Here is a 22,593-nt window from a genome sequence, read left to right as displayed (position 1 = left end):
AAGCCTTGACATGAACGGTATTTTGTGGCATAATAACATTGTATAGCTATGTATACTCGTGAGGAAGCTCCGCGCAGAGCGGAGCAATATATTATGAGAGGAGAGTTTTACAATGCTAAAAAAACTGACAGGCGGAATCCTTTCCGCTGTCCTGCTGGCATCGACATCAGTTTCGGCTCTGCCCGCAGGTGTTATGACTACTGTAAACGCAGCTGACAGCAAGTTCAACTACGCTGACGCTTTGGATAAGTCGCTGTTCTTCTATGAGGCACAGCAGGCAGGTCCGCTCCCCGAGTGGAACAGAGTTGAGTGGAAGGCTGACTCGGCTATGAGCGACCCCGTACTGGGCGGCTGGTACGACGCAGGCGACCACGTAAAGTTCAACCTGCCTATGTCCTACTCGGCTTCAATGCTGGCTTGGGGACTTTATCAGTACCCCGACGGTCTTGAAAAGACAGGGCTCAAGCAGACCTATGAGAACAACCTCATGTTCGCTCTGGATTATCTCGCTGAGTGCGACAAGGGCACAGAGATAGTATATCAGGTAGGTATCGGTAAGCACGACCATACATGGTGGGGACCTGTTGAGCTTCTGGAATACGGTATGGAGGACAACGGACATTCCGTTGCAGAGGCAAGAGCTTCACTCACAGCTTCCAAGGGCTGCTCCGCTGTATTCGGCGAAATGGCAGCTGCTCTCGCAGCAGGTGCGGCAGCTCTCGACGGCGATATAGACGCTTCAAAGAAGGCTGACTATATCAAGCACGCTGAGAACATCTACAAGATAGCAAAGACATCTCCAAGCGACGATGTTTACAATAAGAGCGACGCTCAGGGCTTCTATCAGTCAAGCCACTTCTATGACGAGCTCTTCTACGCTGCAAACTGGCTCTACATCGCTACAAAGGACGAGAGCTACCTTGCTGACGCAAAGGGCTACATTCCTAATCTCGGCAAAATGCTGGGCGAGGGCGATACTCTCGCTTACGGCTGGTCACACTGCTGGGACGACAATATGCAGGGCGCTATGCTGCTCTACGCTATAAATACCAACGACTCCAGCGCTATCGCTCACGTTAAGAAGCACTGTGACCGCTGGGTAAACGGCGTGGAAGCTAAGAAGATAGACGGCGGACTCCGCTGGCTCAGCAACTGGGGCTGTCTCAGATACGCTAACACAGCTGCTTTCATCTCAACTGTTGCAAGCGATACTATCCTCAAGTCAGAGGCTGACAAGTACACAGATTTCGCTGAGACTCAGGTAAACTACGCTCTCGGCGACAATCCGCTGAAGCAGAGCTACGTTGTAGGCTTCGGCGACAAGTATCCTCAGAATCCTCACCACCGTACAGCTCACGGCTCATGGAAGAACGACCTGAAGATACCTGATAAGACAAGACATATCCTCTACGGCGCTCTCGTAGGAGGTCCTAATGAGGACGGCTCATACCACGACGACCGTCAGGACTTCATCAACAACGAGGTAGCTACAGACTATAACGCAGGCTTCACAGCTATGCTCTGTAAAATGGTAGACAAGTACGGCGGCACAAAGGACCCAAGCTTCCCACAGAAGGAAGTTCACGACGGTCCCGAGTTCTACGTTGAGGTACTCTCAAAGGGCGCTGAATCAAGCGGACAGACTATCAGCTTCAAGGTAACTAACCACTCCGCATGGCCTGCAAGAGTACAGGACAACATCTCATTCAGATACTATATGGACCTCAGCGAGGTAAAGGCTCAGGGCAAGAACCCCGAGGACCTCGTTATCCGCTGTGACCGTGACCAGTCCGCTATGTATTCGGGCAAGGGCTACAAGACAGCTGAGATATCCAAGCCTATCCAGTACAGCGGAGACATCTACTACATCGAGGTAAATCTCCCCGACGGACGAGTTGTTCTTCCTATTTCCGAGGGACAGCAGCAGTGCGAGATACTCCTTGCACTTGTAATGCCTGACTACGGCAGCGGCTGGGATTCATCAAACGACTGGTCAGCTAAGGACCTGGGCAAGACAGCAAAGGGCGCTGACGGCTCTGCTGTAGGCGTTATCACTCCTTATGTTCCTGTATACGTAAACGGCAAGCTCTACTACGGCGAGGAGCCCGACGGCACAAAGGCTGACGGTCTCGGCGGCACAGGCAGCGATACTCCAAAGGTAACAACAACTACTGCTCCGCAGCCAAACAAGACCACTACTACAACTACTTCTACAACAACCACCACAACAACTGGGAGTACTACAACTACGACAGTTACTGACCAGCGTACAACAGTTACTACAACAAGCAATACAACAACTACAACAGACAGCAAGCCAAACTCAGGCGGAAAAAATGAGCCTGTTGACAGTGTAGTATACGGCGACGCAAACTGCGACGGCACAGTTGATATGTCAGACGTCGTTCTTATCATGCAGTCACTTGCTAACCCGAACAAGTACGGCATAAACGGTACTGACAAGAACCACCTCACAGAAGATGGCTATACCAATGCAGACGTTGATAAGAATGTACGCGGCATTACATCAAACGACGCACTCTTTATTCAGGAGTTCCTTCTCAACAAGAGAACAAGCCTCTTCCCAAACACAAAGTAAGATAACATCGAAAGCTCCCCGAATATATCGGGGAGCTTTTTTGCAGCGTTGACCGGAAATTTGAAAAGCTCCGAAGCTTTAACCGCAACACTTATATAGAAGCTTACAGTTAATTATGGGGGAAACCTTTCTGAGGAAAGGTTCTCCCCCATACCCCTTTCCAAAGACTTTTATCTGGTTTTTTCGCAGATAGGGCGCTCCTTAAATAAAAAAACACCTGCAAAATGCAGGAGCGCCCTATCTGTGAAAAAACAAAACGAAAGTTTTAGGGAGAGAGTTTGAGAGAAGCCCCTTTTTCAAAAGGGGTTCTCTCAATAATAATTATAAAACTTCTATATGAGTATCATGGTTATGCTTTCGGAGCTTTTATGTCTTATTCAGATACCGCAGTCCTCGTATTCCTTCCACTTCTCATAATAGAGCTTATTGCTCCAGCTGCGGAAAAGTATGTATGATACTGATACGATAACAAGGCATATAGCACCGATAACAGGCACTGAATCCCTGAACATTTTCTTTGCGGAATAGTCGTCTTTATTCTTGCGGCTCATAATGTTTTGTCCTTTTCGTTGGTTTTATTCTGCGTCCTGTGAATCAGCGCCGCCGTTCATCTCAGCCATGAGTCTCTGGAGCTCTGCGTCTACCTTTGCGTCTGATTCAAGCTTTGCAAATGAGTCCTTGAGGTCATCACCGCTGCCGCCTGAGAGAGCGTCGCCTGCTATCTCAGAAAAAGCGTCAGCCTCAGCCTCCTTGCGCTCTATCTTTTCTTCCATTCTCTGGAACTTCTCAAAAGACGAGTTGCCGTCGAAGCTTCCCGAAGCCTTTGCCAGATTCTTCTTTGTATCAGCCATCTGTGAACGTGCGATGAGCATTGCCTGACGGCTCTTAGCCTCTTCAAGCTTTGACTTGAGCACCTCTACCTGATCGCCGATAGCCTCGGTCTGGTCAGAGATAGACTCATACATCTCTTTATAGTTAGAAACGTCCTCGTCAGCCTTGACCTTTCTTGCGAGAGCCTGCTTAGCCAGCTCCTGATCGCCCTTGGCGAGAGCCTGCTTAGCCTTTGCCTCCCAGTCGGCAGATATCTTTTCAGCTTCAAGGTACTTCTTTTCAGCAAGTCTCTCACTTGCCTTAGCCTTGCCGTAATTCTGAGTAGCCTTTGTGAGCTCGGTCTGCATGTCGATGATGACCTGCTTGACCATCTTCTCAGGATCTTCAGCTCTGTCGATAAGGTCGTTTACGTTTGACTTGAGAAGGTCGCTTAATCTTGCAAAAATTCCCATAATAATGATCCTCCTGTTTCATGTAAGAATGCTTCATGACACACCCCCTGTATCACAAGTCCATTATATTGTATTATAATTTACTTGTCAACAAAAAGGGTATTGATTTCATCTGATTTTCATTTATCAGCAGTATCTGTGAACGCATTATTACCAGATTATTCCCCGTTTTTTTCCAGTTCGCTGATATACTGCCCCAGCTTTTTGATGCCGTCGTTTTCAAAGTTTAGGTGCGTATCGGCGTCCGCGCCGAGGATTTTTTCTCGGAGATCAAGCATTTTCCTGCGTTTTTCAAAGGTATCGGCTGTCATTACTATCATATCTGAGCAATTGTCCTTTACAAGCCTGATAGGCTCGCCCGTCATAGAGCACAGCTTCTCAAAAAGCTCATAATTTTCACAGAAGTCCTCATTTTTAATAGATATCATGGAAAGCCGCTCCCTTCAAAAAAATGATCCCCGACTACTATTTTAACTTGAATTTATGGATTTGTCAATATTTTTTGGTAAAAAAGTGCAAAAATACAGTTGCGATTTTTTGACGATTACGCTCCTGTAACAAAAAACGAGAGGATTTTTTGTATAAAATGACACAGCATTTCGTGTGACAAAACAGATAAAGTATGTTATAATATAACAAGCATATAAAAATATTATATACATAGTTTAGATAAACTGAAAGGAATAATAAATGATAAAATCGCTGAAAAACAAAGATAATATTATATCACTTATTCTTATAGCTATCGTTTCAACTTTAGTCATCATAGGACTAATTTTTCACGAACCGTGGTTTGATGAAGCACAGGCATACCTTATTGCAAGAGACGCTTCATGGCATGATATATTCTTTTTTTGGCCACATTATGAAGGACATCCTCCTTTATGGCATATAATACTGAAATTAGCAATAAAACTTGGTCTGCCTTATGAATTAACTATAAAAGCGATTAATTTTTTGTTTTTTGAAGCAGTACTTTTCCTTATCGAATTTCGTTCTCCATTCAGCAGGATAACAAGAACGCTCATTCCTTTAAGCTACTTTTTGCTTTATCAGTACAGTGTTATTTCACGTCCGTATATACTTCTTATGCTGTCGGTACTGCTTACGGCAATGCTTTATAAGGATCGTTATAATAAACCTGTAGTGTATTGCTTTTCGCTTATTTTTATGTGTTCGCTGCATTCATATGGCATCGCCTTTGCAGGCGGTATCGTAATTGCTGACCTTTTAAGTGAGGCGTTTCATAAGCACAGTATAAAAAAATGCATAATGAACGTAATAAGTAATAAAAAGCTTTTGATTTCTTATGTTATTCTTCTTACAATTGCTGTATTTTTAATAATCAACATCATACCAAGAAGTGATACTTACGCCTCAGAAGATATTTCAATCAAAAAACACAGTTATCTTTTTTGTTTATTATTAAGTTTCTTGTTTATACCTTCCGAAACACTTATAACCTCTTATTCTTCAGATGTATATCTGATGCAGTCGGAGATAAATCCATTATACGAAACACTGACCGCAGCACTCTTTTCTCTAATGCTCTGGATATGTCTTTTTTTCATCGGCAAGAAAAGAAAAATGCTCTTTGAATTGTTTGTACCGTATTTCTTCCTTTCCATCTTAACATCTGTTTACATAATGCCGCATCATTTCGGAATGTTTCTGATATATTTATTATACGTTCTATGGATATCTTTAGATAAAGAAAAAATCAAAACAGAAATAATTGCTCAGATTTTTGAAAAAGCAAAAATATCTTTAAAATTAGCCAAAATAATCATGTTTGGCGCTGCTATGATTTTTTCATCTATAAATCTGTACTGGAGCGGCTGCTGTTATTATACTGATTTTAATAGTGCATATTATCCCAGTAAAGATCTCGCCAAATGGATAAAATCTAAAAATCTAACCAATAAAAAATTTTTAGCTGGATGGTATATATATCCTATCGGACAATGTATCTCTGCAAATCCATATTTTGACCATATTTTTTATTATGGACCATTTGACAGTTATTCTTTCATAACTCATATTCTTCCTTCTGAAGAAGAAAAAAAAGAAGAGATAGCAAGAATAAGATCAAAAGGAAATCCTGACTTTATTATTTGTAATAATCCGTTTTTTACACACGAAATATGCGAGGAACTAAATATAAAAGCAGAATATACTGCTGTTGCCTATTCTCTGCCTGCTTCAAGGGTTTTCAAAGACAGGAAAGAAACTATAAATACATATATAGTATGTACAAATGAAACTTACAAAGAACTTTATGGCAAAGATTATAAAGTACCTACATTTGAAAGAAAATAGTATCTCTTCAAATCATCATGATATAGGGGGAAAATATTATGAAAAAAATACTCAGATTGATACCAATGATAGTTCTGATACTTGGACTTATCATTGTGCCTGTCCGTGCAAAAGGACTGGATTTCGGCGACTTCTCGGGTGATTCCGACTTCGGAGGCGGCTGGGACAGCGGTGACAGCGGTTGGGACAGCGGCAGCGACTGGGGAAGCAGCTGGGACGATGATGACTACTCCTACAGCGGTCATCACAGCGGCAGTTCAAGCTCCGACGACGACTGGATAATCATTCTCATATTCCTTATACTTATAATTGGTCCTTCATTGCTGAAATCAGGCAAAAAGTCCAACAGACCTGTGAATACTCCTCACATACAGCCTACCTCACCGGCTTCGCTGAAGAGTGTTGCTTCATATTCGGGAGTCGATCCTTCATTCTCGCCTACCGAATTCAAGGAGAAGCTTGCAAATCTCTATGTGCGATTCCAGAACGACTGGCAGGCTAAGAATATCAGCGAACTCCGCCCGTATATGTCAGACGCAATGTTCGCGCAGATGGACAGACAGCTTGACGCTCACCGTCAGCGCTTTGAGACAAACTGCATTGACCGCATATCAGTCCTCGGAGTTGAGCTCCTCGGCTGGAAGCAGGAAAACGGCTTTGATATCATGATAGCAAAACTCAATACACGAATCGTGGACTACGTTGTTGACGACCGCACAGGCAAGGTTATCCGCGGCAGCAAGACCAAGGAGAAGTTCATGACCTATGAGTGGACAATGGCTCGTACAACAGGCGTCGTTACATCACGCTCGACAGGCACTACTTCGCAGACCTGTCCTTACTGCGGCGCTCATGTAGATATCAACCACTCGACCGTATGCGAATACTGCCAGTCAGTTCTTACAACAGATAATTTCGACTGGGTAGTAACAAACATCAAGGCACTCTCTCAGCAGACAAGATAAAAGCTTCGGGGATATGATATAAAAAAATTTAACGCATAATACCGCTGATACTGACGGCGATTTGTCTGCTGGTCATGCCGATGAACGCCAAAGGTCTTGACTTCGGCAGCTACGCAGGTGACGAGGATTTCAGCTACGACAGCAACTGGCAGGTGGAGCAGAACACCACTGCTCCCCAGTATACAGCAGACGGCAGTGACAGCAGCAGCGGCGACGGCTGCTTCAGCTGTGACGGCTGCACCATGTGCAAGTCAAAAAGCGAGATGAAATTCTGGCTTCTTGCCATACTCGCCTGAATAATCGTCATAACCATCGGCGTAGCACTTTCGTCCCTCAAAGATTCTATCAAGCGGACTATCGAATACCACCGCAAGCCCAAAAAGAAAAAGCCCGAGCCCGAAAAAGAGGACGACGTTATGGGAGCTATCGTCAGCGGCAGCGAGGTCAGCGAGAAGTTCCTCACCTACGAGTGGACGCTGACAAGGACTACAGGCGTGAAAACAAAGACCTCAACGGGAGTTACCACCCAGACCTGTCCACACTGCGGCGCACAGGTGAATATCAACCAGACCGCCGAGTGTCCGTACTGCGGCTCTATAATAACCACAGATACATTCGACTGGGCTATCGACAATATAACCGCACTTTCACAAAAGACAAAATAAACCACATAGGGCTCCCGAAAAAACGGGAGCCCTGAATATATCGGTGAAAATATGGCTACGAAACTTCTTATCTGTGACAACACAGCCGCTCTTGGCAGGGTTATCGCACGGAAATTCATGAATATGGGCATACCGTCGGACTGCTGCCGCGACAGCCTGTCCGTCATGGAAAACTGCCTCCAAAGCGGCGGATACAAGGGTATCGTGCTGTTCGCATTCCGCCCTGATGAAAGGCTGCTGAGCTTCATAGCCTCCGCCGCAAGCCGCGGTATATCCGTATTTGCAGGGCTCTACACCTCTCTCGGCAGTATCCGCAGAGCCTTTCTGCAGGCAGGCGCCGTTCAGTGCGTCACCATGCCCTGCTCTGTAAATACTCTCTGCAACAGAGTAATGCTTCGGCTCGACTATCCTGCGGAGCTCCTGCCCCGTATCGAGCTTTTCCTCGAAGAAACAGGCTTCCCGCGCAGGCTCAGCGGCTTCTGCTGTCTTGCCAAAGCCTGCGAGCTGTGCATAAGAGCTCCCGAAAGACTGTGGGGCGGCATGAGCGGCATTTACGCGGAGACTGCGGAATGTTTCTCCAATACCTCGTCTTCTGTAGAGCGCTCCCTGCGGCTTCTCGGTGAAGCGGCAGGCAAAAACGGCACTCTTTCCGGTCTCACAGACTGCCAGATAACTCAAAAGCCCACAAATACGGAACTCATTTGTGCTGTTTGTGACGCTTTTTTTCGTAAACCCTACAAATAAACAGCTCCGCATTTGTGAATTTGTCAAAAATTATCTCACATATTCAAAAATCGGTTATTTTTGATTGACATTTTCGTAAAACTGAGTTATAATAATTTTAATATCTTTTGTGTAGGCGGCATTCCTGTTTGTCTGCATAATAACTTGATTTAGGGGCAAAAAATACTTTCTTTGCAAAGCGCAAAAATAAGGGGAAGTATATGTTTTATACGGAAGGAAGGTATTAACAAATGGCTAACGAAAAAAATCCAAAGGTCCTGATAGTTGACGATGACAAAAACATCTGCGACCTTCTCAGACTATATCTCGAAAAGGACGGCTACAGCGTGCTTCTCTGCCACGACGGCGACGACGCTGTTGTAAAATTCAAGGCTCTGAGCCCTGATATGGTGCTTCTTGACATCATGCTGCCCGGCAAGGACGGCTGGCAGGTATGTCGTGAGATAAGAAAGATATCAAATGTTCCGATCATAATGATCACTGCCAAGGGCGAGACTATCGACAAGGTAATCGGTCTCGAACTGGGCGCTGACGACTATATAGTAAAGCCCTTCGACGCTAAGGAGGTCATCGCACGTATCAACGCTGTTACACGCCGCGTAGGTACAGGTATGGCAGAGCCCGAGCAGAAGGAAGTTCACTACGACAAGCTCTCTGTAAATATGGACAGCTATGAGCTTAAGGTAAACGGCAAGAATATCGATACTCCGCCAAAGGAGCTCGAGCTTCTGTATTACCTTGCTTCAAATCCAAACAGAGTTTATACCCGTGACCAGCTTCTTGACGAGGTATGGGGCTTTGAGTACTACGGCGATTCACGTACTATCGACGTACACATCAAGCGTCTCCGTGAAAAGCTTGAGGGCATTTCCGATAAATGGACTCTTAAGACCGTATGGGGCGTAGGATATAAATTTGAAGCAGAGGAAGAGGAATAATTCTTCAAGGGGACATCTGTCCCCTTGTTTTGTATAGAGGTGATACCCTTGAAAAGCAAAAAAAGCTCATACGATAAGCTCTTTATATTTCTCGTTCTCATAATGATATCGATCAATATCCTTATCGGTATCGCGGCAATAACGGTCAGCTCATCTTTCTACAAATCCTCTAAGCTCAACGACCTTCAGTCGATCGGCGACCTCTTCACCAAATCCATGCAGAGGGACTACACCGATACCCATGATACCCGTTCAGCAAATATAAAAAAGCTTCATGAGGTATTCTCACGGGAATACCACCTGATGATATACATCTACGACGAAGACGGAAACTGCGTCCTCTCAGACGCAGACTACAACGAGGAACCAAAAAAGGTAGTAAAGAATACCTCAAAGATATCCGAAGCAGAGCTTGAAAGGCTCAGCGCCAAGGATTTCCTCAACCTTGAAACGAAGAACATCTCCGCCGACCAGCCCTATATGCTCTACGGCACCTGCTTCTTCCTGAAAGGCGAAAACGACCTTGTGCCGACCAGAATGTTTGCCAAGTTCTACACCAAATCCGACGATATCAACTCGTTTTCCGTAAAGCTGACTCTTGTATATGCTCTGATATGCGCACTGAGCATATTTATCCAGCTTTTCGTCATCAGGCATAAATTCAACAAGCTCTCAAACTATGAGAATGATTTCAAACGCATCAGCGAGCAGTATGCACGACGCGACTTCTCCGAGAAGATACCCACGGACGTGCCGTATACTACTCCCGAGATCGCAGAATACGTGAATACCGTCGCCGCAGACGTCGCCAAGAGCGAGGAGACCAGCAAGACCTTCATCGCCAATGTCTCTCACGAGCTGAGGACGCCTATCACTACCATAGGCGGCTTCGTAGACGGCATACTTGACGGTACTATTCCAAAATCCAAGCAGAACGAGTACCTTGTGCTCGTCTCAAAGGAGATAAAGCGTCTGAGGATACTCATTTCCTCGATGCTGAATATGTCGCGATTTGAAACAGGTACTCTTATGCCGAATTTCCGCGACGTAAACCTTACAGAGATAGTTATACAGACCGTCCTCATGTTCGAGAAGAAGATAGAGGACAAGCACCTTGAAGTAGAAGGTCTCGGCAGTGACCGTATGACCTGCGAGGTAGACGCAGACCTTATCCAGCAGGTAGTCTACAACCTTGTGGAAAACGCCGTAAAGTTCGTAAACGACGGCGGTATACTATCATTCCGCTTCGAGCGTTCCGTAAACGGTATGTGTACCATAGGCATTAAGAACACGGGCGAGGGACTTAAAAATACCGAGATAACTCAGGTATTTGACCGTTTCTACAAGACAGACTCGTCACGCGGCAAGGATACCACGGGACTCGGTCTCGGACTTGCCATTTCAAGAAAGATAGTTCATCTCCACCACGGTCACATCGTTGTCAAGAGCGTTGTGGGAGAATATACCGAGTTTCTCATTCAGCTGCCCGAAAAGCAGCCCCAAAGGAAAGGATAAACAATGGACGAAAACAACAACTACAATAATTCTCCCTACGGGAGCAATTATCAGCAGCCCTACGTCCCAAAGCATGAAAAGCCCTCCTCCGAGAGCAGCTTCGGCAGCGGTATGCAGGGCATAAACGAGCCTGACAGATACAACAGCCCTCCACCTCCGCCGCAGAATAACTACAGTCAGCAGAATAACTACGGTCAGCAGAACGGCTACAGCCAGCCCAATAATTACGGAGCACAGGGCGGCTATAATCAGTACGGCGGCGCTCCGCAGCAGGGCGGATACGGTCAGCAGGGATATAATAATAACGGCGGCTACGACCAGCAGCCAAGACGTCCCGTATACGACCGATTCATGTACGAGCCCATAGGCTTCCCTGAGGCTGACCGCGGACAGAACAGCTCTGACGAGTTCGGCTTCTCAGAGAGGAAAAGCCGTCCCACCAGCGAAAAAACTATTGCCGCACTATTCCTCATTCTCATTCTGATAGCCGCAGGTATAGCAATATTCGGCATTATCCACGATATCGTCAAGAGCGATGAGATAGTGGACAAGATAGGCAATCCCCAGCAGGTAGTGCTCTACAAGGAGTCAAAGCCAAAGGGCGCAAATGACGAGGAGAACTTCAAGGACGAAAACGGCAAATATACTCCCGAGGGCGTTGCCTCACTTGTAAAGCCCTCTATCGTCAAGATATACACCTATTCCGATTATGCGGGATATATGGCAAAAAAGACCGAGGGCACAGGCTCGGGAATAGTTCTCAACGAGGACGGCTACATCGTCACAAACGCCCATGTTTTAAAGGCAGACGGTTTCCATAAGGTCGAGACCAACGACGGCGACTTCTACGACGCCAAGATAATCGGCAGAGACGCAAAAACCGATATTGCCGTTATCAAGGTCAACGCAAAGGATCTCACACCTGCTACTTTAGGCGACTCAGACGAGGCTATGGTAGGTGAGCAGGTCATCGCTATCGGCAACCCTGCAAACCTCTCCAATACCGTTACAGACGGAATAGTTTCAGCTGTAAACCGCAAGATCCGCAGCGATTCCACAGGCTTTGAGATGAACTGCATACAGACCAATGCAGACATCAGCCCCGGAAATTCAGGCGGTGCGCTGGTTAATATGTACGGTCAGGTGATCGGTATCACATCTTCAAAATACGTAAGCGCCGAATTTGAGGGACTTGGCTTTGCTATCACTATCAACGAAGCCTCCCCTGTTATCGAGGAGCTCATTAAGAACGGCTTCGTAGGTGGACGCTTCCGTATCGGTATCAGACTCCGTGATATGGAGACTGAGGAAAAGCGTAAGGCTCTCGAAGAAGTGCTTGGCTATGAGCTGCCCGAGGACTTCAAGGGCATCTACATCGACAGTATTGACGAAGGCAGCGATATCGCCAAGACCGAGCTCAAGGCAGGCGACTTTATCACAGAGATAAACGGCAAGACCGTCAGCACCTACGACGAGCTCTACGACACCATAAGCAGCCAGTACGAGGCAGGCGATACAGTTCCTGCTACCTGTGCTCATGTGGATAAAAAAGGCAAAATAGACTACTACAACATAGAGTTCAAGCTCATGGAAGACACCTCGGGCAATTACTGATCCCGAAGATTCCTGGGACGCTTTGAATTGACACCTGCAACTCCCCCTGCTGCGCCGAAAACGGTAAGCAGGAGGAGTTTTTTTATGCCTGTCAGCTCTCCCGTAAGAGCAATGCCTGCCGCCGCTATGACCAGATACATCAGCGCACCGCACAGCGAGCCGCCAAAAAGCCCCTTTCGCCGTCTGTATTTGCCGAATACAAAGGCTCCCGTATAAGCACCGAGTGCAAGAGCCGCCCCTGCAAATGCTCCTGCCATAGACATATCCTTCATCACGTAAAACAGCAGAGCCGCAAGCGCAGCCGCCGCTGCTCCTGTACAGCCAAGCCCAAGTAATACAGCCGCAGCCATGCTGAGCCCACTGTTTGTCCATAGACTTTTTCTGTGTCTGCCCATAAAAAAAGACCTCCGCCATAGAATCCATAGGAATTCTATGCGGAGGTTTCTGTTTTTATTCTTCTTCGTCGGCTTTCTTTTTCTTGGACTTCTTATCCTCAGTATCGTCAACTACAGCAGCAGTCTCAAGAGCTGCGGTCTTTTTGCCTGTAGCCTTAGCCTCTTTCATGCGCTCAATAGCAGTTACATTCTCTGTGATAGCCCAGTTCTTTATTCTGAGCTTGTGCTTAGCGCCGCCTGTTTCGATAACGACTGTGTCATCGCCAACGCTTACAACGATACCAACGATACCGCCGCCTGTAACGATCTCGTCGCCTACCTGAAGGCTCTGCTGCATTTCCTTGAGCTCCTTGTCGCGCTTCTTCTGAGGTCTGATAGCCACGAAATAAAGCAGTGCGAACATGATGACGAGAGGAATGAGCATACCGCCAAGTCCCATAGCGCCTGCCTGTGCAGTAGCCTGACCGTCAGCAGCTGCGCCCTGTGCTTCGCCCTCAGCGAAAGCGTTCATAGCTGTAAAACCTGCCATAGCAGCTGTAGAAACAGCCGCAGCAAGTGAAGATATAAGCTTCTTATTCATAATTATTCTCCATTCGGTTTTATTTTGTATTTCATACGAGAATTATTATATCATATCCGCAATCATATTTCAAGTACTTTTAGGCGATTTTTCGTATTTTTTTATTATCTGTATATATAAAAAGCCGTTCCCATAACGGGAACGACTCCTGTGTATCGATATCTGCGATCAAACGAGCTTGATGATAGCCATTTCAGCAGCGTCGCCACGGCGAGGACCGATCTTTACGATCTGTGTGTAACCACCGTTTCTCTCTGCATACTTTGGAGCGATCTCATCGAAAACCTTCTTAGCAACAGACTCCTTAGTGATGTAAGAGTATACCTGACGCTTGGAGTGCAGATCAGCGTTTTTACCGATAGTGATCATTTTTTCTGCAACTGCACGAACTTCCTTTGCTCTTGTTACGGTAGTTTCGATCTGACCGTTCTCAAGCAGGAAAGTTACCATGCCTCTGAGCATAGCCTTTCTATGATCAGATGTTCTGCCCAGCTTTCTTGTACCCGGCATTGTATTCACTCCTTTTTATAGTTGTGCGCTATACGCACGTTTTATGGTTTATTCCTCTTCGGAAGAAAGGTCAAAGCCCAGTGACTGGAGCTTTTCCTTTACCTCATCGAAGGACTTCTTTCCAAGGTTTCTAACCTTCATCATTTCTTCCTCAGACTTATTGATCAAGTCATCTACGGTATTAATACCTGCACGCTTCAGACAATTGAATGAACGTACAGATAAGTCAAGATCCTCAATGGTCATCTCAAGGATTTTTTCCTTACCCTTCTCGTCCTTTTCAACAAGGACCTCAGCAAGTCCAGCCTCTTCTGAGAGGTCGATGAACAGCTTCAGATGCTCGTTGAGGAGATTGGCTGCCTGTGACAGAGCTTCCTTAGCGGAGATAGTACCGTCGGTCCATACCTCCATTGTGAGCTTGTCATAGTCGGTGACCTGACCGAGTCGCGTATCCTCTACGGTATAGTTTACCTTGAGGACAGGAGTATATATGCTGTCTACAGCGATAACGTCAACGGGGAGGTTGATCTGCTTCTTGTTTCTTTCTGCGGAAACATAGCCTCTGCCTCTGTCGATTGTTATCTCCATATAGAGCTTTGCGTCTTTACCAAGTGTAGCGATGTGCATACCTGGATCGAGGATATTTACCTCAGAGTCGGTTTTTATATCGCCTGCTGTAATTTCACATTCGCCCTCTGCCTCTACATACACTGTCTTAGGTCCTTCGCCGTAAAGCTTAGCGGTCAGTCCCTTGATACTGAGGATTATCTCTGTAACGTCTTCCTTGACGCCAGGGATAGTTGACAACTCATGGTGAACTGTACCATCCTTGCCCGAAAGCTTTACAGATGTTACAGCTACGCCAGGAAGTGAGGAGAGCAGCACACGTCTGAGGCTGTTTCCAAGTGTAATACCGTATCCACGCTCCAGCGGTGCTAAAACGAATTTGCCGTACTTGCCGTCGCTTTTGAGTTCGACGATCTCAATATCAGGCTTATTAATTTTTTCCAGCATAAAAACCCTCCTATTTCGCAATTAATGTTGTTTTGGTAAACTGAATCTTCAAGTATCTCAAACTGATTACTTGGAGTACAGCTCGACGATGAGGTGAGTAGCTACCTCGTAGTCAATATCCTCAGCCATTGGAAGACGATTTACCTTAGCAGAGAAGTCGTCCTTGTTAGCTGTGAGCCATACAGGAACGAGTCTGTCCTTAGTCTCTTCCACTGTAGCCTTGAACTTCTCAGAAGTTCTGTCCTTTTCTCTGAGGGCGATAACGTCGCCAACCTTAACTCTATAGGAAGGAATGTTTACCTTCTTGCCGTTTACTGTATAGTGGCTGTGTACAACGAGCTGTCTTGCTTCTCTTCTTGTGAGAGCGAGGCCCATTCTGTAAACAACACTGTCAAGTCTGGATTCGAGAACTGTGATAAGGTTATCACCGGCCTTACCCTCCATCTTTTCAGCGATCGAGAAGTAGTGTCTGAACTGCTTCTCCAGTACGCCGTAGATAAACTTCAGCTTCTGCTTTTCCTTGAGCTGGAGTCCGTATTCAGATATCTTCTTTCTGTTGTTAGCGTTCTTGAAACGGATTGACTCCTTCTTTGAAACGCCCATTACAGCAGGGCTGATGCCCAGATATCTGCACTTCTTAAGAATTGGTTCCTTCTGTACTGCCATATTAATACACCTCCAATTTGATCAGACACGACGTCTCTTAGGCGGACGGCAGCCATTGTGCGGGATAGGAGTAACGTCCTTGATCATTCTTACCTCAAGGCCTACAGTCTGAAGTGCTCTGATAGCAGCTTCACGACCTGCACCAGGTCCCTTTACGTATACTTCTACATTCTTGAGGCCGTGCTCCATAGCTGCCTTTGCAGCTGTCTCAGCAGCTGTCTGTGCTGCGAAAGGAGTAGACTTCTTTGAGCCTCTGAAGCCGAGTTCGCCAGCGCTTGCCCAAGAGATAGCGTTTCCGGCTGTATCTGTGATCGTAACGATCGTGTTATTGAAAGTGGACTGGATATGAACAGCGCCGCTTTCGATATTCTTACGTTCTCTACGTCTTCTGACAGTAGTAACTTTTTTACCCTTCTGCTGTGCCAAAGCTCATGACCTCCTTACTTCTTCTTGTTAGCGATAGTCTTTACAGGGCCCTTGCGGGTTCTTGCGTTTGTCTTTGTTCTCTGTCCTCTTACTGGGAGTCCCTTACGGTGACGAACGCCTCTGTAGCAGCCTATTTCAACAAGTCTCTTGATGTTAAGAGCAACTTCACGGCGGAGGTCACCCTCAACTGTGTAATGCTCATCGATATAGTCACGAAGCTTAGCTACGTCCTCCTCAGCGAGGTCCTTAACTCTGATATCAGGGTTTACGCCTGTAGCTGCGAGGATATTTGTTGCAGTCTGACGACCGATTCCGTAGATATAAGTGAGACCGATTTCGATTCTCTTATTCTTTGGAAGGTCAACACCGGCTATTCTTGCCATATTAAAATTGCACCTCCATTAATGCGACGGGGATTAACCCTGACGCTGCTTATGCTTTGGGTTTTCGCAGATCACCATGATTCTGCCTTTACGTTTAATAACCTTGCACTTTTCGCAAATAGGTTTTACTGAAGGTCTGACTTTCATTGAAAATACCTCCTTAAAGCGGATAACGGATATACTTGATATCCTATATTCATTACTTAACGCGCCATGTTATACGGCCCTTTGACAGGTCGTATGGTGACATTTCAAGCTTTACCTTGTCACCTGGAACGATTCTGATATAATTCATTCTGAGCTTTCCCGAAACGTGAGATAATACCTCATGTCCGTTCTCAAGCTGAACCTTAAACATTGCATTTGGCAGAGCGTCAGTAACAACGCCCTCAACCTCGATTACATCTTCCTTTGACACCTTGCATAACCTCCTTTACTCAGCCTCGCTGAACTGTTTCAGCATATTCCTGAGTTTTTTATCAGTTATCTCGTTTACATCGATCATACTGTTTGTAGCGCGGATATGTTTGATATTCTTCCGCTTCGGGCTTGCGAGCTTTCTGCTCTTGCCGTCTGCGATTAAGCAATATTTTTCATCGGCTTCCACAATAACGAAGTATCCTCCGCCGTCGCGTCCTGCCTCCGCTCTTACAACAGAGCCTTTAAGCAGCTTCACAATTTTGTCCTCCGTCAGGGCTGTGTCAGTATAACGGGACCGTCAGGAGTTATTGCGATCATATGCTCAAAGTGAGCTGAAAGTGAACCACTTTTTGTAACGACTGTCCAATTGTCCTTCATGACTTTCACGTCGTCGCCCTTGATATTTATCATGGGCTCAATGCAGATAGTCATACCCGCTACCAGTCTGGGACCGTGACCGGCTTTACCCCAGTTCGGCACCTCGGGTGATTCGTGAACCTCTCTGCCGATTCCGTGGCCGCAGTAATTTCTTACGATTCCGTAGCCTCGTGAAGCACAATACTCTTCTACAGCATGAGAAATATCTCCGACTCTTGCGCCAACCTGAGCCTGAGCAATACCCTCATAAAGGCTTTGCTCTGTAACCTCAAGCAATGCTTTAGCTTCATCAGAAATCTTACCAACAGGGAAGGTCCAGCAGCTGTCGCCATTGAAGCCCTTGTACGCTGCTCCCGTGTCGATGCTTACTATATCGCCTTCTTTTAACCTGCGGCTTGCCTTCGGGATACCGTGGATTATCTCCTCATTGACTGAGATACAAGCGTTTCCCGGAAATCCGTAAAGACCTTTAAAGCAGGACTTGCTGTTATGACGAGCGAAATACTCGCCGATAAGCTTGTCAACGTCGAGGGTTGTCATTCCTGCCTTTAATCTTTCACCCGCATACCATATTGCGCCGCAGGTTATCTTACCTGCTTCACGCATTATGGCTAATTCGGACTTCGATTTGATAGTTATGCTCATTACTTCTCAACCCCTACTGCTGCCAGTGTGAGCTTTGAAGTTTCAGCCACCTCTTCCTGACCGATAACAGTGACGAGCTTGCCCTGCTTCTCGTAGTAGTCCTTGAGAGGAGCTGTTTTTTCGTGGTATGTTGCGAGTCTGTCGAGAACGACTTCCGGCTGATCGTCCTTACGAACGATAGTCTTGTCGCCGCACTTATCGCAAACGCCGTCTACCTTAGTAGGCTTGTATTCGATGTGGTAAGAAGCTCCGCAGCCCTGGCAGACTCTTCTGCCTGAAACTCTCTGCTTGATAGTCTCATCGGGAACGTGGATCTCGATTACCTTATCGATCTTGATGTTCATCTTGTCAAGTGCCTCTGCCTGAGGAACCGTTCTTGGGAAACCGTCGAGGATAAAACCGTTTTTGCAGTCGTCCTCAGCGATTCTCTCCTTCAGGATACCGATAACGATATCATCTGAAACGAGAGCGCCTGCGTCCATAGCAGCCTTAGCTTTGAGACCGTACTCTGTGCCGTTCTTAGCAGCCTCGCGGAGAATATTGCCTGTTGAGATCTGGGGAATATTCAGAGCGTCGGAAACCACCTCAGCCTGAGTACCCTTGCCTGCGCCGGGAGCGCCTAAAAAGATAAGGTTCATAATGTCGGTCCTCCTTTACTGTAAGAAGCCCTTATGATGACGCATCATAAGATGTGATTCAAGTGTTCTTGTTGTTTCAAGCGCAACGCTTACTGCGATAAGGATAGTTGTACCACCCATTGAAAGTGTTCTCAGCTGGTCGTCTGCCATCGAGATGAAGATCGGGATAACAGCGATGATACCGAGGAAGATAGCACCCACGAGAGAGATCTTGTTGAGTACTCTCTGAATGTAATCAGATGTGGGCTTACCGGGTCTGATACCGGGGATACCGCCGTTTGACTGACGGAGATTGTTAGCTATCTCAACAGGGTTGTACTGTATCGAAACGTAGAAGTAGTTGAACGCAATGATAAGCAGGAAGTAGATAACTGCATAGCCCCAGCTTCTTGTGCTGAAGAAATCGCAGAACTTAGCATAGAAGCTGCCGTCGTGCGGATTTGGCTTGAGTATCTGTACTGCTGAAGGAAGAGACATAAACGACATAGCGAAGATGATCGGCATAACGCCGCTCATGATAACCTTTATCGGGATATGTGTCTTCTGACCGCCGTACTGCTTTCTGCCGACTACGCGCTTAGCGTACTGTATCGGGATACGTCTTTCAGCCTCGTTCATATAAACGATGAAAGCGATCTCGGCGATAATAAAGAGGTAGTAAGCAATTGTGATCCAGAGGTATTTACCGTTCTGACCGTTCTTGATACTATTCTTTGTAAGTGTTACGAGGAGTGCAGCATCGGTAGGGAATCTTGCAGCGATACCTGCAAAGAGGAGAATGGAGATACCATTTCCGATACCCTTGTCGCTGACTCTGTTACCCATCCAAACAACGATGAGTGCGCCTGCAACGAAGCAAGCGATGATAACGAAGGCAGCAAATACGCCCTCGCCGCCGCTCATATACTTAAGAGCGTTTCCGATAACATTTCCGTCCTTATCCTCAACGTTTGTCATACGCTTGAGTGTAAGATAATAAGCGAAAGACATGAATACCGCAAGGAACATAGCCACAACGGCTGTGATCTTGTCGATCTTCTTTCTTCCCTCTTCACCCTCATCGCGCATACGCTCGAGAGGAGGCAGTGCATATGTCAGCAGCTGCATGATGATGGAAGCGTTGATGAATGGTGTTATCGAAAGTGAGAAAACTGTTGCCTGCGACATAGCGCCGCCGGTGATAGTATTCAGATAGTCGAGGAAACCGCCGTCTGTAGCGTTTGTATCCATCCATGCCTTTACGACATCATTATTAAGGAAAGGAACTGCTACTGCGCAACCGAATCTGAACAGGATTATCATGAGTAATGTGTATAAGATCTTTTTGCGTATCTCGGGTACACCCCACGCCTTTCTCAGCGTCTGAAACACATTACATCACCTCAGTCTTTCCGCCTGCCTTTTCTATCTTCTCAACAGCGCTCTGTGAGAATTTTGCAGCTTTAACTGTCAGCTTAGCGGTAAGCTCTCCATTTCCGAGGATCTTTACTCCGTCATAAACCTTCTTAACGAGACCTGAAGCTACGAGGAGCTCTGTGTCTACTACTGTACCGTCCTTGAACTTGTTAAGATCGGAAACGTTAACGATAGCATACTTTGTAGCGAAAATATTGTTGAAGCCTCTCTTAGGGATTCTTCTTGCGAGTGGCATCTGTCCGCCTTCAAAGCCGATTCTAACGCCGCCGCCGCTACGAGCCTTCTGGCCCTTATGGCCCTTACCAGCTGTCTTGCCGTTACCCGAACCGTGGCCTCTGCCTATACGCTTTACAGCCTTGTTGGAATCGAGTGCAGGTGTTAATTCATGAATTTTCATATCGTTGCACCTCCTTGTTTACGCTTCTGTAACCTCAACGAGGTGTGAGATCTTCTTGATTTTTCCGTTTGTCTGCTCGTTGTCAGGCTGTGTTGTTACATCGCCGACTTTTCTGAGGCCAAGTGACTGAGCAGTAGCGATCTGGTCCTGCTTTCTGCCGATGAGGCTCTTTACAAGCTTGATATTCTTTGCCATTTCTTACTGCCTCCTTAACCTAAAATTTCCTTAACAGACTTGCCTCTCTTAGCTGCTACGTCCTTAGCAGATGTGCAGTTTACGAGACCGTCGATAGTAGCTCTTACTACGTTGCATGGATTATTTGAACGAAGTGACTTTGTTCTGATATCCTTGATGCCTGCAACTTCGATAACGGCACGGACAGGACCGCCTGCGATAACACCGGTACCGGGAGCAGCGGGCTTCATAAGAACTCTGCCTGCGCCGAAAGCGCCTACGATTTCGTGAGGGATTGTTGTTCCCTTGAGAGCAACCTTTACAAGGTTCTTCTTTGCGTCCTCGATGCCCTTACGGATAGCGTCGGGAACTTCTCCTGACTTTCCGAGTCCGAAGCCGACAGTACCGTTTCCGTCACCAACAACTACCAGTGCGGAGAACTTCATGATACGTCCGCCCTTAACAGTCTTTGATACACGGTTGATAGCTACGACCTTCTCAACGAACTCAGGAGCCTGTGTTTCAATATTAGCCATTGTTTTACCTCCCTCTTAGAACTTTAATCCGTTTTCACGTGCGCCCTCTGCGAGTTCCTTGACTCTGCCGTGGTAGAGGTAGCCGCCTCTGTCGAAAACTACTTCGCTGATACCCTTATCAGCTGCGTTCTTAGCGATCATCTCGCCGACCTTGCGAGCACCCTCAACGTTGCCGCCGTTGCCCTCAAAGCCCTTATCCATGCTTGATGCAGAAGCAAGAGTAACGCCGTTTACATCATCGATGAGCTGAGCATAGATGTGCTTTGTTGAACGGAACACATTGAGACGGGGACGCTCGGGAGTTCCTGAGATCTTTGCACGAACTCTGCGGTGTCTCTTTAATCTTGCCTTATTGCTGTCAAATTTCTTTATCATAGCAATTTGCTCCTTCTAATTACTTCTTACCCTTACCAGCTTTACCTTCCTTGCGGATGATATGCTCGCCTTCGTATCTGATACCCTTGCCCTTGTATGGCTCAGGTGGACGCTTTTCGCGTATTTCAGCTGCAAACTGACCTACAGCCTGCTTGTCGATACCGCTTACGATGATCTTGTTTGGCTGAGGAACTTCAAGCTTGATTGCGTCTGTATCCTCAAATACAACAGGATGTGAGAAGCCAAGGTTAAGTGTTACCTTGTTGCCGCTCTTTGCTGCACGGTAGCCGACACCCTCGATCTCGAGAGTCTTTGAATATCCGTTTGTTACACCCTCAACCATGTTGTTGATAAGTGTTCTTGTAAGACCGTGGAGTGAACGAAGACGCTTGTCATCGTTTGGTCTTGTTACTGTTACAGTGCCGTTCTCGACCTCAATGCCGAGCTCATGGCTGAACTGTCTTGAAAGCTGACCCTTAGGTCCCTTTACAGTGATAAGATTGTTTTCGTTCTTTATCTCTACACCTGCAGGAACGCTGATGGGCATTTTACCGATTCTTGACATGATCAGTTTCCTCCTTACCAGATGTATGCGAGGACTTCGCCGCCGACATTGAGCTCTCTTGCCTTCTTGTCAGTTACGATTCCCTTTGATGTTGAAACGATTGCGATACCAAGGCCTTTTCTTACCTTTGGCATATCTGCGCAGCTTGAATAGATACGCAGACCCGGCTTAGAAACTCTTCTAAGGCCTGTTATAACGGGAGACTTGTTGTCGCCGTATTTAAGCGTGATCCTGATAACACCCTGCTTTCCGTCTTCGATGAGCTGGAAGCCCTTTACATAGCCCTCATCTACGAGGATCTGTGTGATGTCCTTCTTTACTCTTGAAGCGGGAACGTCAACAGTGGCGTGCTTTGCAGTATTCGCATTGCGAATTCTTGTTAAAAGATCAGCGATTGTATCAGTTATCTGCATGCCGAATGACCTCCTTCTTG

At 46.5% G+C, this 22,593-nt stretch carries 31 protein-coding genes; 9 read left to right on the top strand and 22 right to left on the bottom strand.

Going from position 1 to position 22,593, the window contains the following annotated elements; all coding sequences use genetic code 11:
* Positions 1–112 precede the first annotated feature (112 nt).
* Positions 113–2,599: a glycoside hydrolase family 9 protein gene (locus tag BT105_RS06790; protein ID WP_072300000.1), complete on the top strand. Its 2,487-nt coding sequence runs from the start codon at positions 113–115 to the stop codon at positions 2,597–2,599.
* A gap of 377 nt (positions 2,600–2,976) precedes the next feature.
* Here the strand turns inward: BT105_RS06790 and BT105_RS15005 are convergent, their stop codons facing one another.
* From BT105_RS15005 to BT105_RS06780, 3 genes are all read right to left on the bottom strand, one after another.
* Positions 2,977–3,150 carry a hypothetical protein gene (locus tag BT105_RS15005; protein WP_177243942.1) on the bottom strand — a complete coding sequence of 58 codons (174 nt, stop codon included), beginning with the start codon at positions 3,148–3,150 and terminating at the stop codon, positions 2,977–2,979.
* 24 nt (positions 3,151–3,174) lie between these two features.
* Positions 3,175–3,882, bottom strand: coding sequence for a PspA/IM30 family protein (locus BT105_RS06785; protein WP_072299999.1), 708 nt, complete (start codon positions 3,880–3,882; stop codon positions 3,175–3,177).
* 158 nt (positions 3,883–4,040) lie between these two features.
* Complete coding sequence (locus BT105_RS06780; protein WP_072299998.1) at positions 4,041–4,310, bottom strand: hypothetical protein; 270 nt, start codon at positions 4,308–4,310, stop codon at positions 4,041–4,043.
* Between the two features lie 262 nt (positions 4,311–4,572).
* On the opposite strand from BT105_RS06780, the gene BT105_RS06775 reads away from it, so the two are divergent.
* From BT105_RS06775 to BT105_RS06740, 8 genes are all read left to right on the top strand, one after another.
* Complete coding sequence (locus BT105_RS06775) at positions 4,573–6,201, top strand: hypothetical protein (protein ID WP_072299997.1); 1,629 nt, start codon at positions 4,573–4,575, stop codon at positions 6,199–6,201.
* A 38-nt stretch (positions 6,202–6,239) separates the two neighbouring features.
* The gene (locus tag BT105_RS06770; protein WP_072299996.1) at positions 6,240–7,166 is read left to right on the top strand and encodes a TIM44-like domain-containing protein; all 927 of its coding nucleotides are present in this window, start codon (positions 6,240–6,242) and stop codon (positions 7,164–7,166) included.
* An 80-nt stretch (positions 7,167–7,246) separates the two neighbouring features.
* On the top strand, positions 7,247–7,462 hold the full coding sequence (locus tag BT105_RS06765) for a hypothetical protein (protein WP_072299995.1): 216 nt from the start codon (positions 7,247–7,249) through the stop codon (positions 7,460–7,462).
* A gap of 120 nt (positions 7,463–7,582) precedes the next feature.
* Positions 7,583–7,831: a zinc-ribbon domain-containing protein gene (locus tag BT105_RS06760; protein WP_072299994.1), complete on the top strand. Its 249-nt coding sequence runs from the start codon at positions 7,583–7,585 to the stop codon at positions 7,829–7,831.
* A gap of 51 nt (positions 7,832–7,882) precedes the next feature.
* Complete coding sequence (locus BT105_RS06755; RefSeq protein WP_072299993.1) at positions 7,883–8,575, top strand: sporulation initiation factor Spo0A C-terminal domain-containing protein; 693 nt, start codon at positions 7,883–7,885, stop codon at positions 8,573–8,575.
* Positions 8,576–8,805: 230 nt separating this feature from the next.
* Positions 8,806–9,513 (top strand): response regulator transcription factor, encoded by a 708-nt coding sequence (locus tag BT105_RS06750; RefSeq protein ID WP_072299992.1) that lies wholly within the window; start codon positions 8,806–8,808, stop codon positions 9,511–9,513.
* A gap of 48 nt (positions 9,514–9,561) precedes the next feature.
* Positions 9,562–11,028, top strand: coding sequence for a sensor histidine kinase (locus BT105_RS06745; protein WP_072299991.1), 1,467 nt, complete (start codon positions 9,562–9,564; stop codon positions 11,026–11,028).
* A gap of 3 nt (positions 11,029–11,031) precedes the next feature.
* Entirely contained in the window at positions 11,032–12,642 is a 1,611-nt protein-coding gene (locus BT105_RS06740) for a S1C family serine protease (protein WP_072299990.1), read from the top strand.
* On the opposite strand, the gene BT105_RS06735 is transcribed toward BT105_RS06740, so the two are convergent.
* From BT105_RS06735 to rpsH, 19 genes are all read right to left on the bottom strand, one after another.
* A complete protein-coding gene (locus tag BT105_RS06735; protein WP_072299989.1) occupies positions 12,636–13,037 on the bottom strand; it encodes a TIGR04086 family membrane protein in 402 nt (133 codons plus the stop codon). The two genes, BT105_RS06740 and BT105_RS06735, sit on opposite strands and share 7 nt — an antisense overlap.
* Before the next feature lie 55 nt (positions 13,038–13,092).
* Positions 13,093–13,617 (bottom strand): preprotein translocase subunit YajC, encoded by a 525-nt coding sequence (gene yajC / locus BT105_RS06730; protein ID WP_072299988.1) that lies wholly within the window; start codon positions 13,615–13,617, stop codon positions 13,093–13,095.
* Between the two features lie 168 nt (positions 13,618–13,785).
* Complete coding sequence (rplQ, locus tag BT105_RS06725) at positions 13,786–14,127, bottom strand: 50S ribosomal protein L17 (RefSeq protein WP_028514322.1); 342 nt, start codon at positions 14,125–14,127, stop codon at positions 13,786–13,788.
* 48 nt (positions 14,128–14,175) lie between these two features.
* The gene (locus BT105_RS06720; RefSeq protein WP_024860929.1) at positions 14,176–15,141 is read right to left on the bottom strand and encodes a DNA-directed RNA polymerase subunit alpha; all 966 of its coding nucleotides are present in this window, start codon (positions 15,139–15,141) and stop codon (positions 14,176–14,178) included.
* Positions 15,142–15,207: 66 nt separating this feature from the next.
* Positions 15,208–15,807 (bottom strand): 30S ribosomal protein S4, encoded by a 600-nt coding sequence (rpsD, locus tag BT105_RS06715; RefSeq protein WP_028514321.1) that lies wholly within the window; start codon positions 15,805–15,807, stop codon positions 15,208–15,210.
* A 21-nt stretch (positions 15,808–15,828) separates the two neighbouring features.
* The gene (rpsK, locus tag BT105_RS06710; protein WP_024860931.1) at positions 15,829–16,233 is read right to left on the bottom strand and encodes a 30S ribosomal protein S11; all 405 of its coding nucleotides are present in this window, start codon (positions 16,231–16,233) and stop codon (positions 15,829–15,831) included.
* Between the two features lie 14 nt (positions 16,234–16,247).
* Complete coding sequence (gene rpsM / locus BT105_RS06705; RefSeq protein WP_028514320.1) at positions 16,248–16,616, bottom strand: 30S ribosomal protein S13; 369 nt, start codon at positions 16,614–16,616, stop codon at positions 16,248–16,250.
* A 33-nt stretch (positions 16,617–16,649) separates the two neighbouring features.
* Positions 16,650–16,763: a 50S ribosomal protein L36 gene (gene rpmJ, locus BT105_RS06700; RefSeq protein WP_009984964.1), complete on the bottom strand. Its 114-nt coding sequence runs from the start codon at positions 16,761–16,763 to the stop codon at positions 16,650–16,652.
* A gap of 52 nt (positions 16,764–16,815) precedes the next feature.
* Positions 16,816–17,034: a translation initiation factor IF-1 gene (gene infA / locus BT105_RS06695; protein ID WP_009984966.1), complete on the bottom strand. Its 219-nt coding sequence runs from the start codon at positions 17,032–17,034 to the stop codon at positions 16,816–16,818.
* 15 nt (positions 17,035–17,049) lie between these two features.
* On the bottom strand, positions 17,050–17,292 hold the full coding sequence (locus BT105_RS06690; RefSeq protein WP_028514319.1) for a KOW domain-containing RNA-binding protein: 243 nt from the start codon (positions 17,290–17,292) through the stop codon (positions 17,050–17,052).
* Positions 17,293–17,306: 14 nt separating this feature from the next.
* A complete protein-coding gene (gene map, locus BT105_RS06685) occupies positions 17,307–18,059 on the bottom strand; it encodes a type I methionyl aminopeptidase (RefSeq protein WP_072299987.1) in 753 nt (250 codons plus the stop codon).
* The gene (locus BT105_RS06680; protein ID WP_024860935.1) at positions 18,059–18,697 is read right to left on the bottom strand and encodes an adenylate kinase; all 639 of its coding nucleotides are present in this window, start codon (positions 18,695–18,697) and stop codon (positions 18,059–18,061) included. Before BT105_RS06680 ends, map begins: the two co-directional genes overlap by 1 nt.
* Positions 18,698–18,712: 15 nt before the next feature.
* Positions 18,713–20,068, bottom strand: a complete 1,356-nt coding sequence (gene secY, locus BT105_RS06675) for a preprotein translocase subunit SecY (protein ID WP_072299986.1) — start codon at positions 20,066–20,068, stop codon at positions 18,713–18,715.
* 1 nt (position 20,069) lies between these two features.
* The gene (rplO, locus tag BT105_RS06670) at positions 20,070–20,510 is read right to left on the bottom strand and encodes a 50S ribosomal protein L15 (RefSeq protein WP_028514316.1); all 441 of its coding nucleotides are present in this window, start codon (positions 20,508–20,510) and stop codon (positions 20,070–20,072) included.
* An 18-nt stretch (positions 20,511–20,528) separates the two neighbouring features.
* Positions 20,529–20,705, bottom strand: coding sequence for a 50S ribosomal protein L30 (rpmD, locus tag BT105_RS06665; RefSeq protein WP_024860938.1), 177 nt, complete (start codon positions 20,703–20,705; stop codon positions 20,529–20,531).
* Positions 20,706–20,719: 14 nt separating this feature from the next.
* Complete coding sequence (gene rpsE / locus BT105_RS06660) at positions 20,720–21,220, bottom strand: 30S ribosomal protein S5 (protein ID WP_024860939.1); 501 nt, start codon at positions 21,218–21,220, stop codon at positions 20,720–20,722.
* A 15-nt stretch (positions 21,221–21,235) separates the two neighbouring features.
* A complete protein-coding gene (rplR, locus tag BT105_RS06655; protein ID WP_024860940.1) occupies positions 21,236–21,595 on the bottom strand; it encodes a 50S ribosomal protein L18 in 360 nt (119 codons plus the stop codon).
* 19 nt (positions 21,596–21,614) lie between these two features.
* Positions 21,615–22,160 carry a 50S ribosomal protein L6 gene (gene rplF / locus BT105_RS06650; protein WP_072299985.1) on the bottom strand — a complete coding sequence of 182 codons (546 nt, stop codon included), beginning with the start codon at positions 22,158–22,160 and terminating at the stop codon, positions 21,615–21,617.
* Between the two features lie 14 nt (positions 22,161–22,174).
* Positions 22,175–22,573, bottom strand: coding sequence for a 30S ribosomal protein S8 (gene rpsH / locus BT105_RS06645; RefSeq protein WP_019680111.1), 399 nt, complete (start codon positions 22,571–22,573; stop codon positions 22,175–22,177).
* Positions 22,574–22,593: the final 20 nt, after the last annotated feature.

Origin of the sequence: Ruminococcus flavefaciens, from assembly GCF_900119075.1 — a bacterium.
Lineage (GTDB): Bacteria > Bacillota > Clostridia > Oscillospirales > Ruminococcaceae > Ruminococcus > Ruminococcus flavefaciens_Q.
This window is presented reverse-complemented; position numbering and strand designations above follow the sequence as displayed.

Bases quoted from the DNA above. Each gene is read 5' to 3' on its own strand.
- rpsH (WP_019680111.1), bottom strand. From the start codon at position 22,573: ATGCAGATAACTGATACAATCGCTGATCTTTTAACAAGAATTCGCAAT.
- rplF (WP_072299985.1), bottom strand. From the start codon at position 22,160: ATGTCAAGAATCGGTAAAATGCCCATCAGCGTTCCTGCAGGTGTAGAG.
- BT105_RS06780 (WP_072299998.1), bottom strand. From the start codon at position 4,310: ATGATATCTATTAAAAATGAGGACTTCTGTGAAAATTATGAGCTTTTT.
- rpsM (WP_028514320.1), bottom strand. From the start codon at position 16,616: ATGGCAAGAATAGCCGGTGTTGACCTTCCAAAGAATAAGAGAATCGAA.
- rplR (WP_024860940.1), bottom strand. From the start codon at position 21,595: ATGATAAAGAAATTTGACAGCAATAAGGCAAGATTAAAGAGACACCGC.
- rplO (WP_028514316.1), bottom strand. From the start codon at position 20,510: ATGAAAATTCATGAATTAACACCTGCACTCGATTCCAACAAGGCTGTA.
- map (WP_072299987.1), bottom strand. From the start codon at position 18,059: ATGAGCATAACTATCAAATCGAAGTCCGAATTAGCCATAATGCGTGAA.
- rplQ (WP_028514322.1), bottom strand. From the start codon at position 14,127: ATGCCGGGTACAAGAAAGCTGGGCAGAACATCTGATCATAGAAAGGCT.
- BT105_RS06785 (WP_072299999.1), bottom strand. From the start codon at position 3,882: ATGGGAATTTTTGCAAGATTAAGCGACCTTCTCAAGTCAAACGTAAAC.
- BT105_RS06790 (WP_072300000.1), top strand. From the start codon at position 113: ATGCTAAAAAAACTGACAGGCGGAATCCTTTCCGCTGTCCTGCTGGCA.
- BT105_RS06755 (WP_072299993.1), top strand. From the start codon at position 7,883: ATGGCTACGAAACTTCTTATCTGTGACAACACAGCCGCTCTTGGCAGG.
- rpsD (WP_028514321.1), bottom strand. From the start codon at position 15,807: ATGGCAGTACAGAAGGAACCAATTCTTAAGAAGTGCAGATATCTGGGC.
- BT105_RS06740 (WP_072299990.1), top strand. From the start codon at position 11,032: ATGGACGAAAACAACAACTACAATAATTCTCCCTACGGGAGCAATTAT.
- rpsE (WP_024860939.1), bottom strand. From the start codon at position 21,220: ATGGCTAATATTGAAACACAGGCTCCTGAGTTCGTTGAGAAGGTCGTA.
- yajC (WP_072299988.1), bottom strand. From the start codon at position 13,617: ATGAATAAGAAGCTTATATCTTCACTTGCTGCGGCTGTTTCTACAGCT.
- BT105_RS15005 (WP_177243942.1), bottom strand. From the start codon at position 3,150: ATGAGCCGCAAGAATAAAGACGACTATTCCGCAAAGAAAATGTTCAGG.
- rpmD (WP_024860938.1), bottom strand. From the start codon at position 20,705: ATGGCAAAGAATATCAAGCTTGTAAAGAGCCTCATCGGCAGAAAGCAG.
- BT105_RS06680 (WP_024860935.1), bottom strand. From the start codon at position 18,697: ATGAACCTTATCTTTTTAGGCGCTCCCGGCGCAGGCAAGGGTACTCAG.
- BT105_RS06750 (WP_072299992.1), top strand. From the start codon at position 8,806: ATGGCTAACGAAAAAAATCCAAAGGTCCTGATAGTTGACGATGACAAA.
- rpmJ (WP_009984964.1), bottom strand. From the start codon at position 16,763: ATGAAAGTCAGACCTTCAGTAAAACCTATTTGCGAAAAGTGCAAGGTT.
- BT105_RS06760 (WP_072299994.1), top strand. From the start codon at position 7,583: ATGGGAGCTATCGTCAGCGGCAGCGAGGTCAGCGAGAAGTTCCTCACC.
- BT105_RS06735 (WP_072299989.1), bottom strand. From the start codon at position 13,037: ATGGGCAGACACAGAAAAAGTCTATGGACAAACAGTGGGCTCAGCATG.
- BT105_RS06775 (WP_072299997.1), top strand. From the start codon at position 4,573: ATGATAAAATCGCTGAAAAACAAAGATAATATTATATCACTTATTCTT.
- BT105_RS06770 (WP_072299996.1), top strand. From the start codon at position 6,240: ATGAAAAAAATACTCAGATTGATACCAATGATAGTTCTGATACTTGGA.
- BT105_RS06720 (WP_024860929.1), bottom strand. From the start codon at position 15,141: ATGCTGGAAAAAATTAATAAGCCTGATATTGAGATCGTCGAACTCAAA.
- BT105_RS06765 (WP_072299995.1), top strand. From the start codon at position 7,247: ATGAACGCCAAAGGTCTTGACTTCGGCAGCTACGCAGGTGACGAGGAT.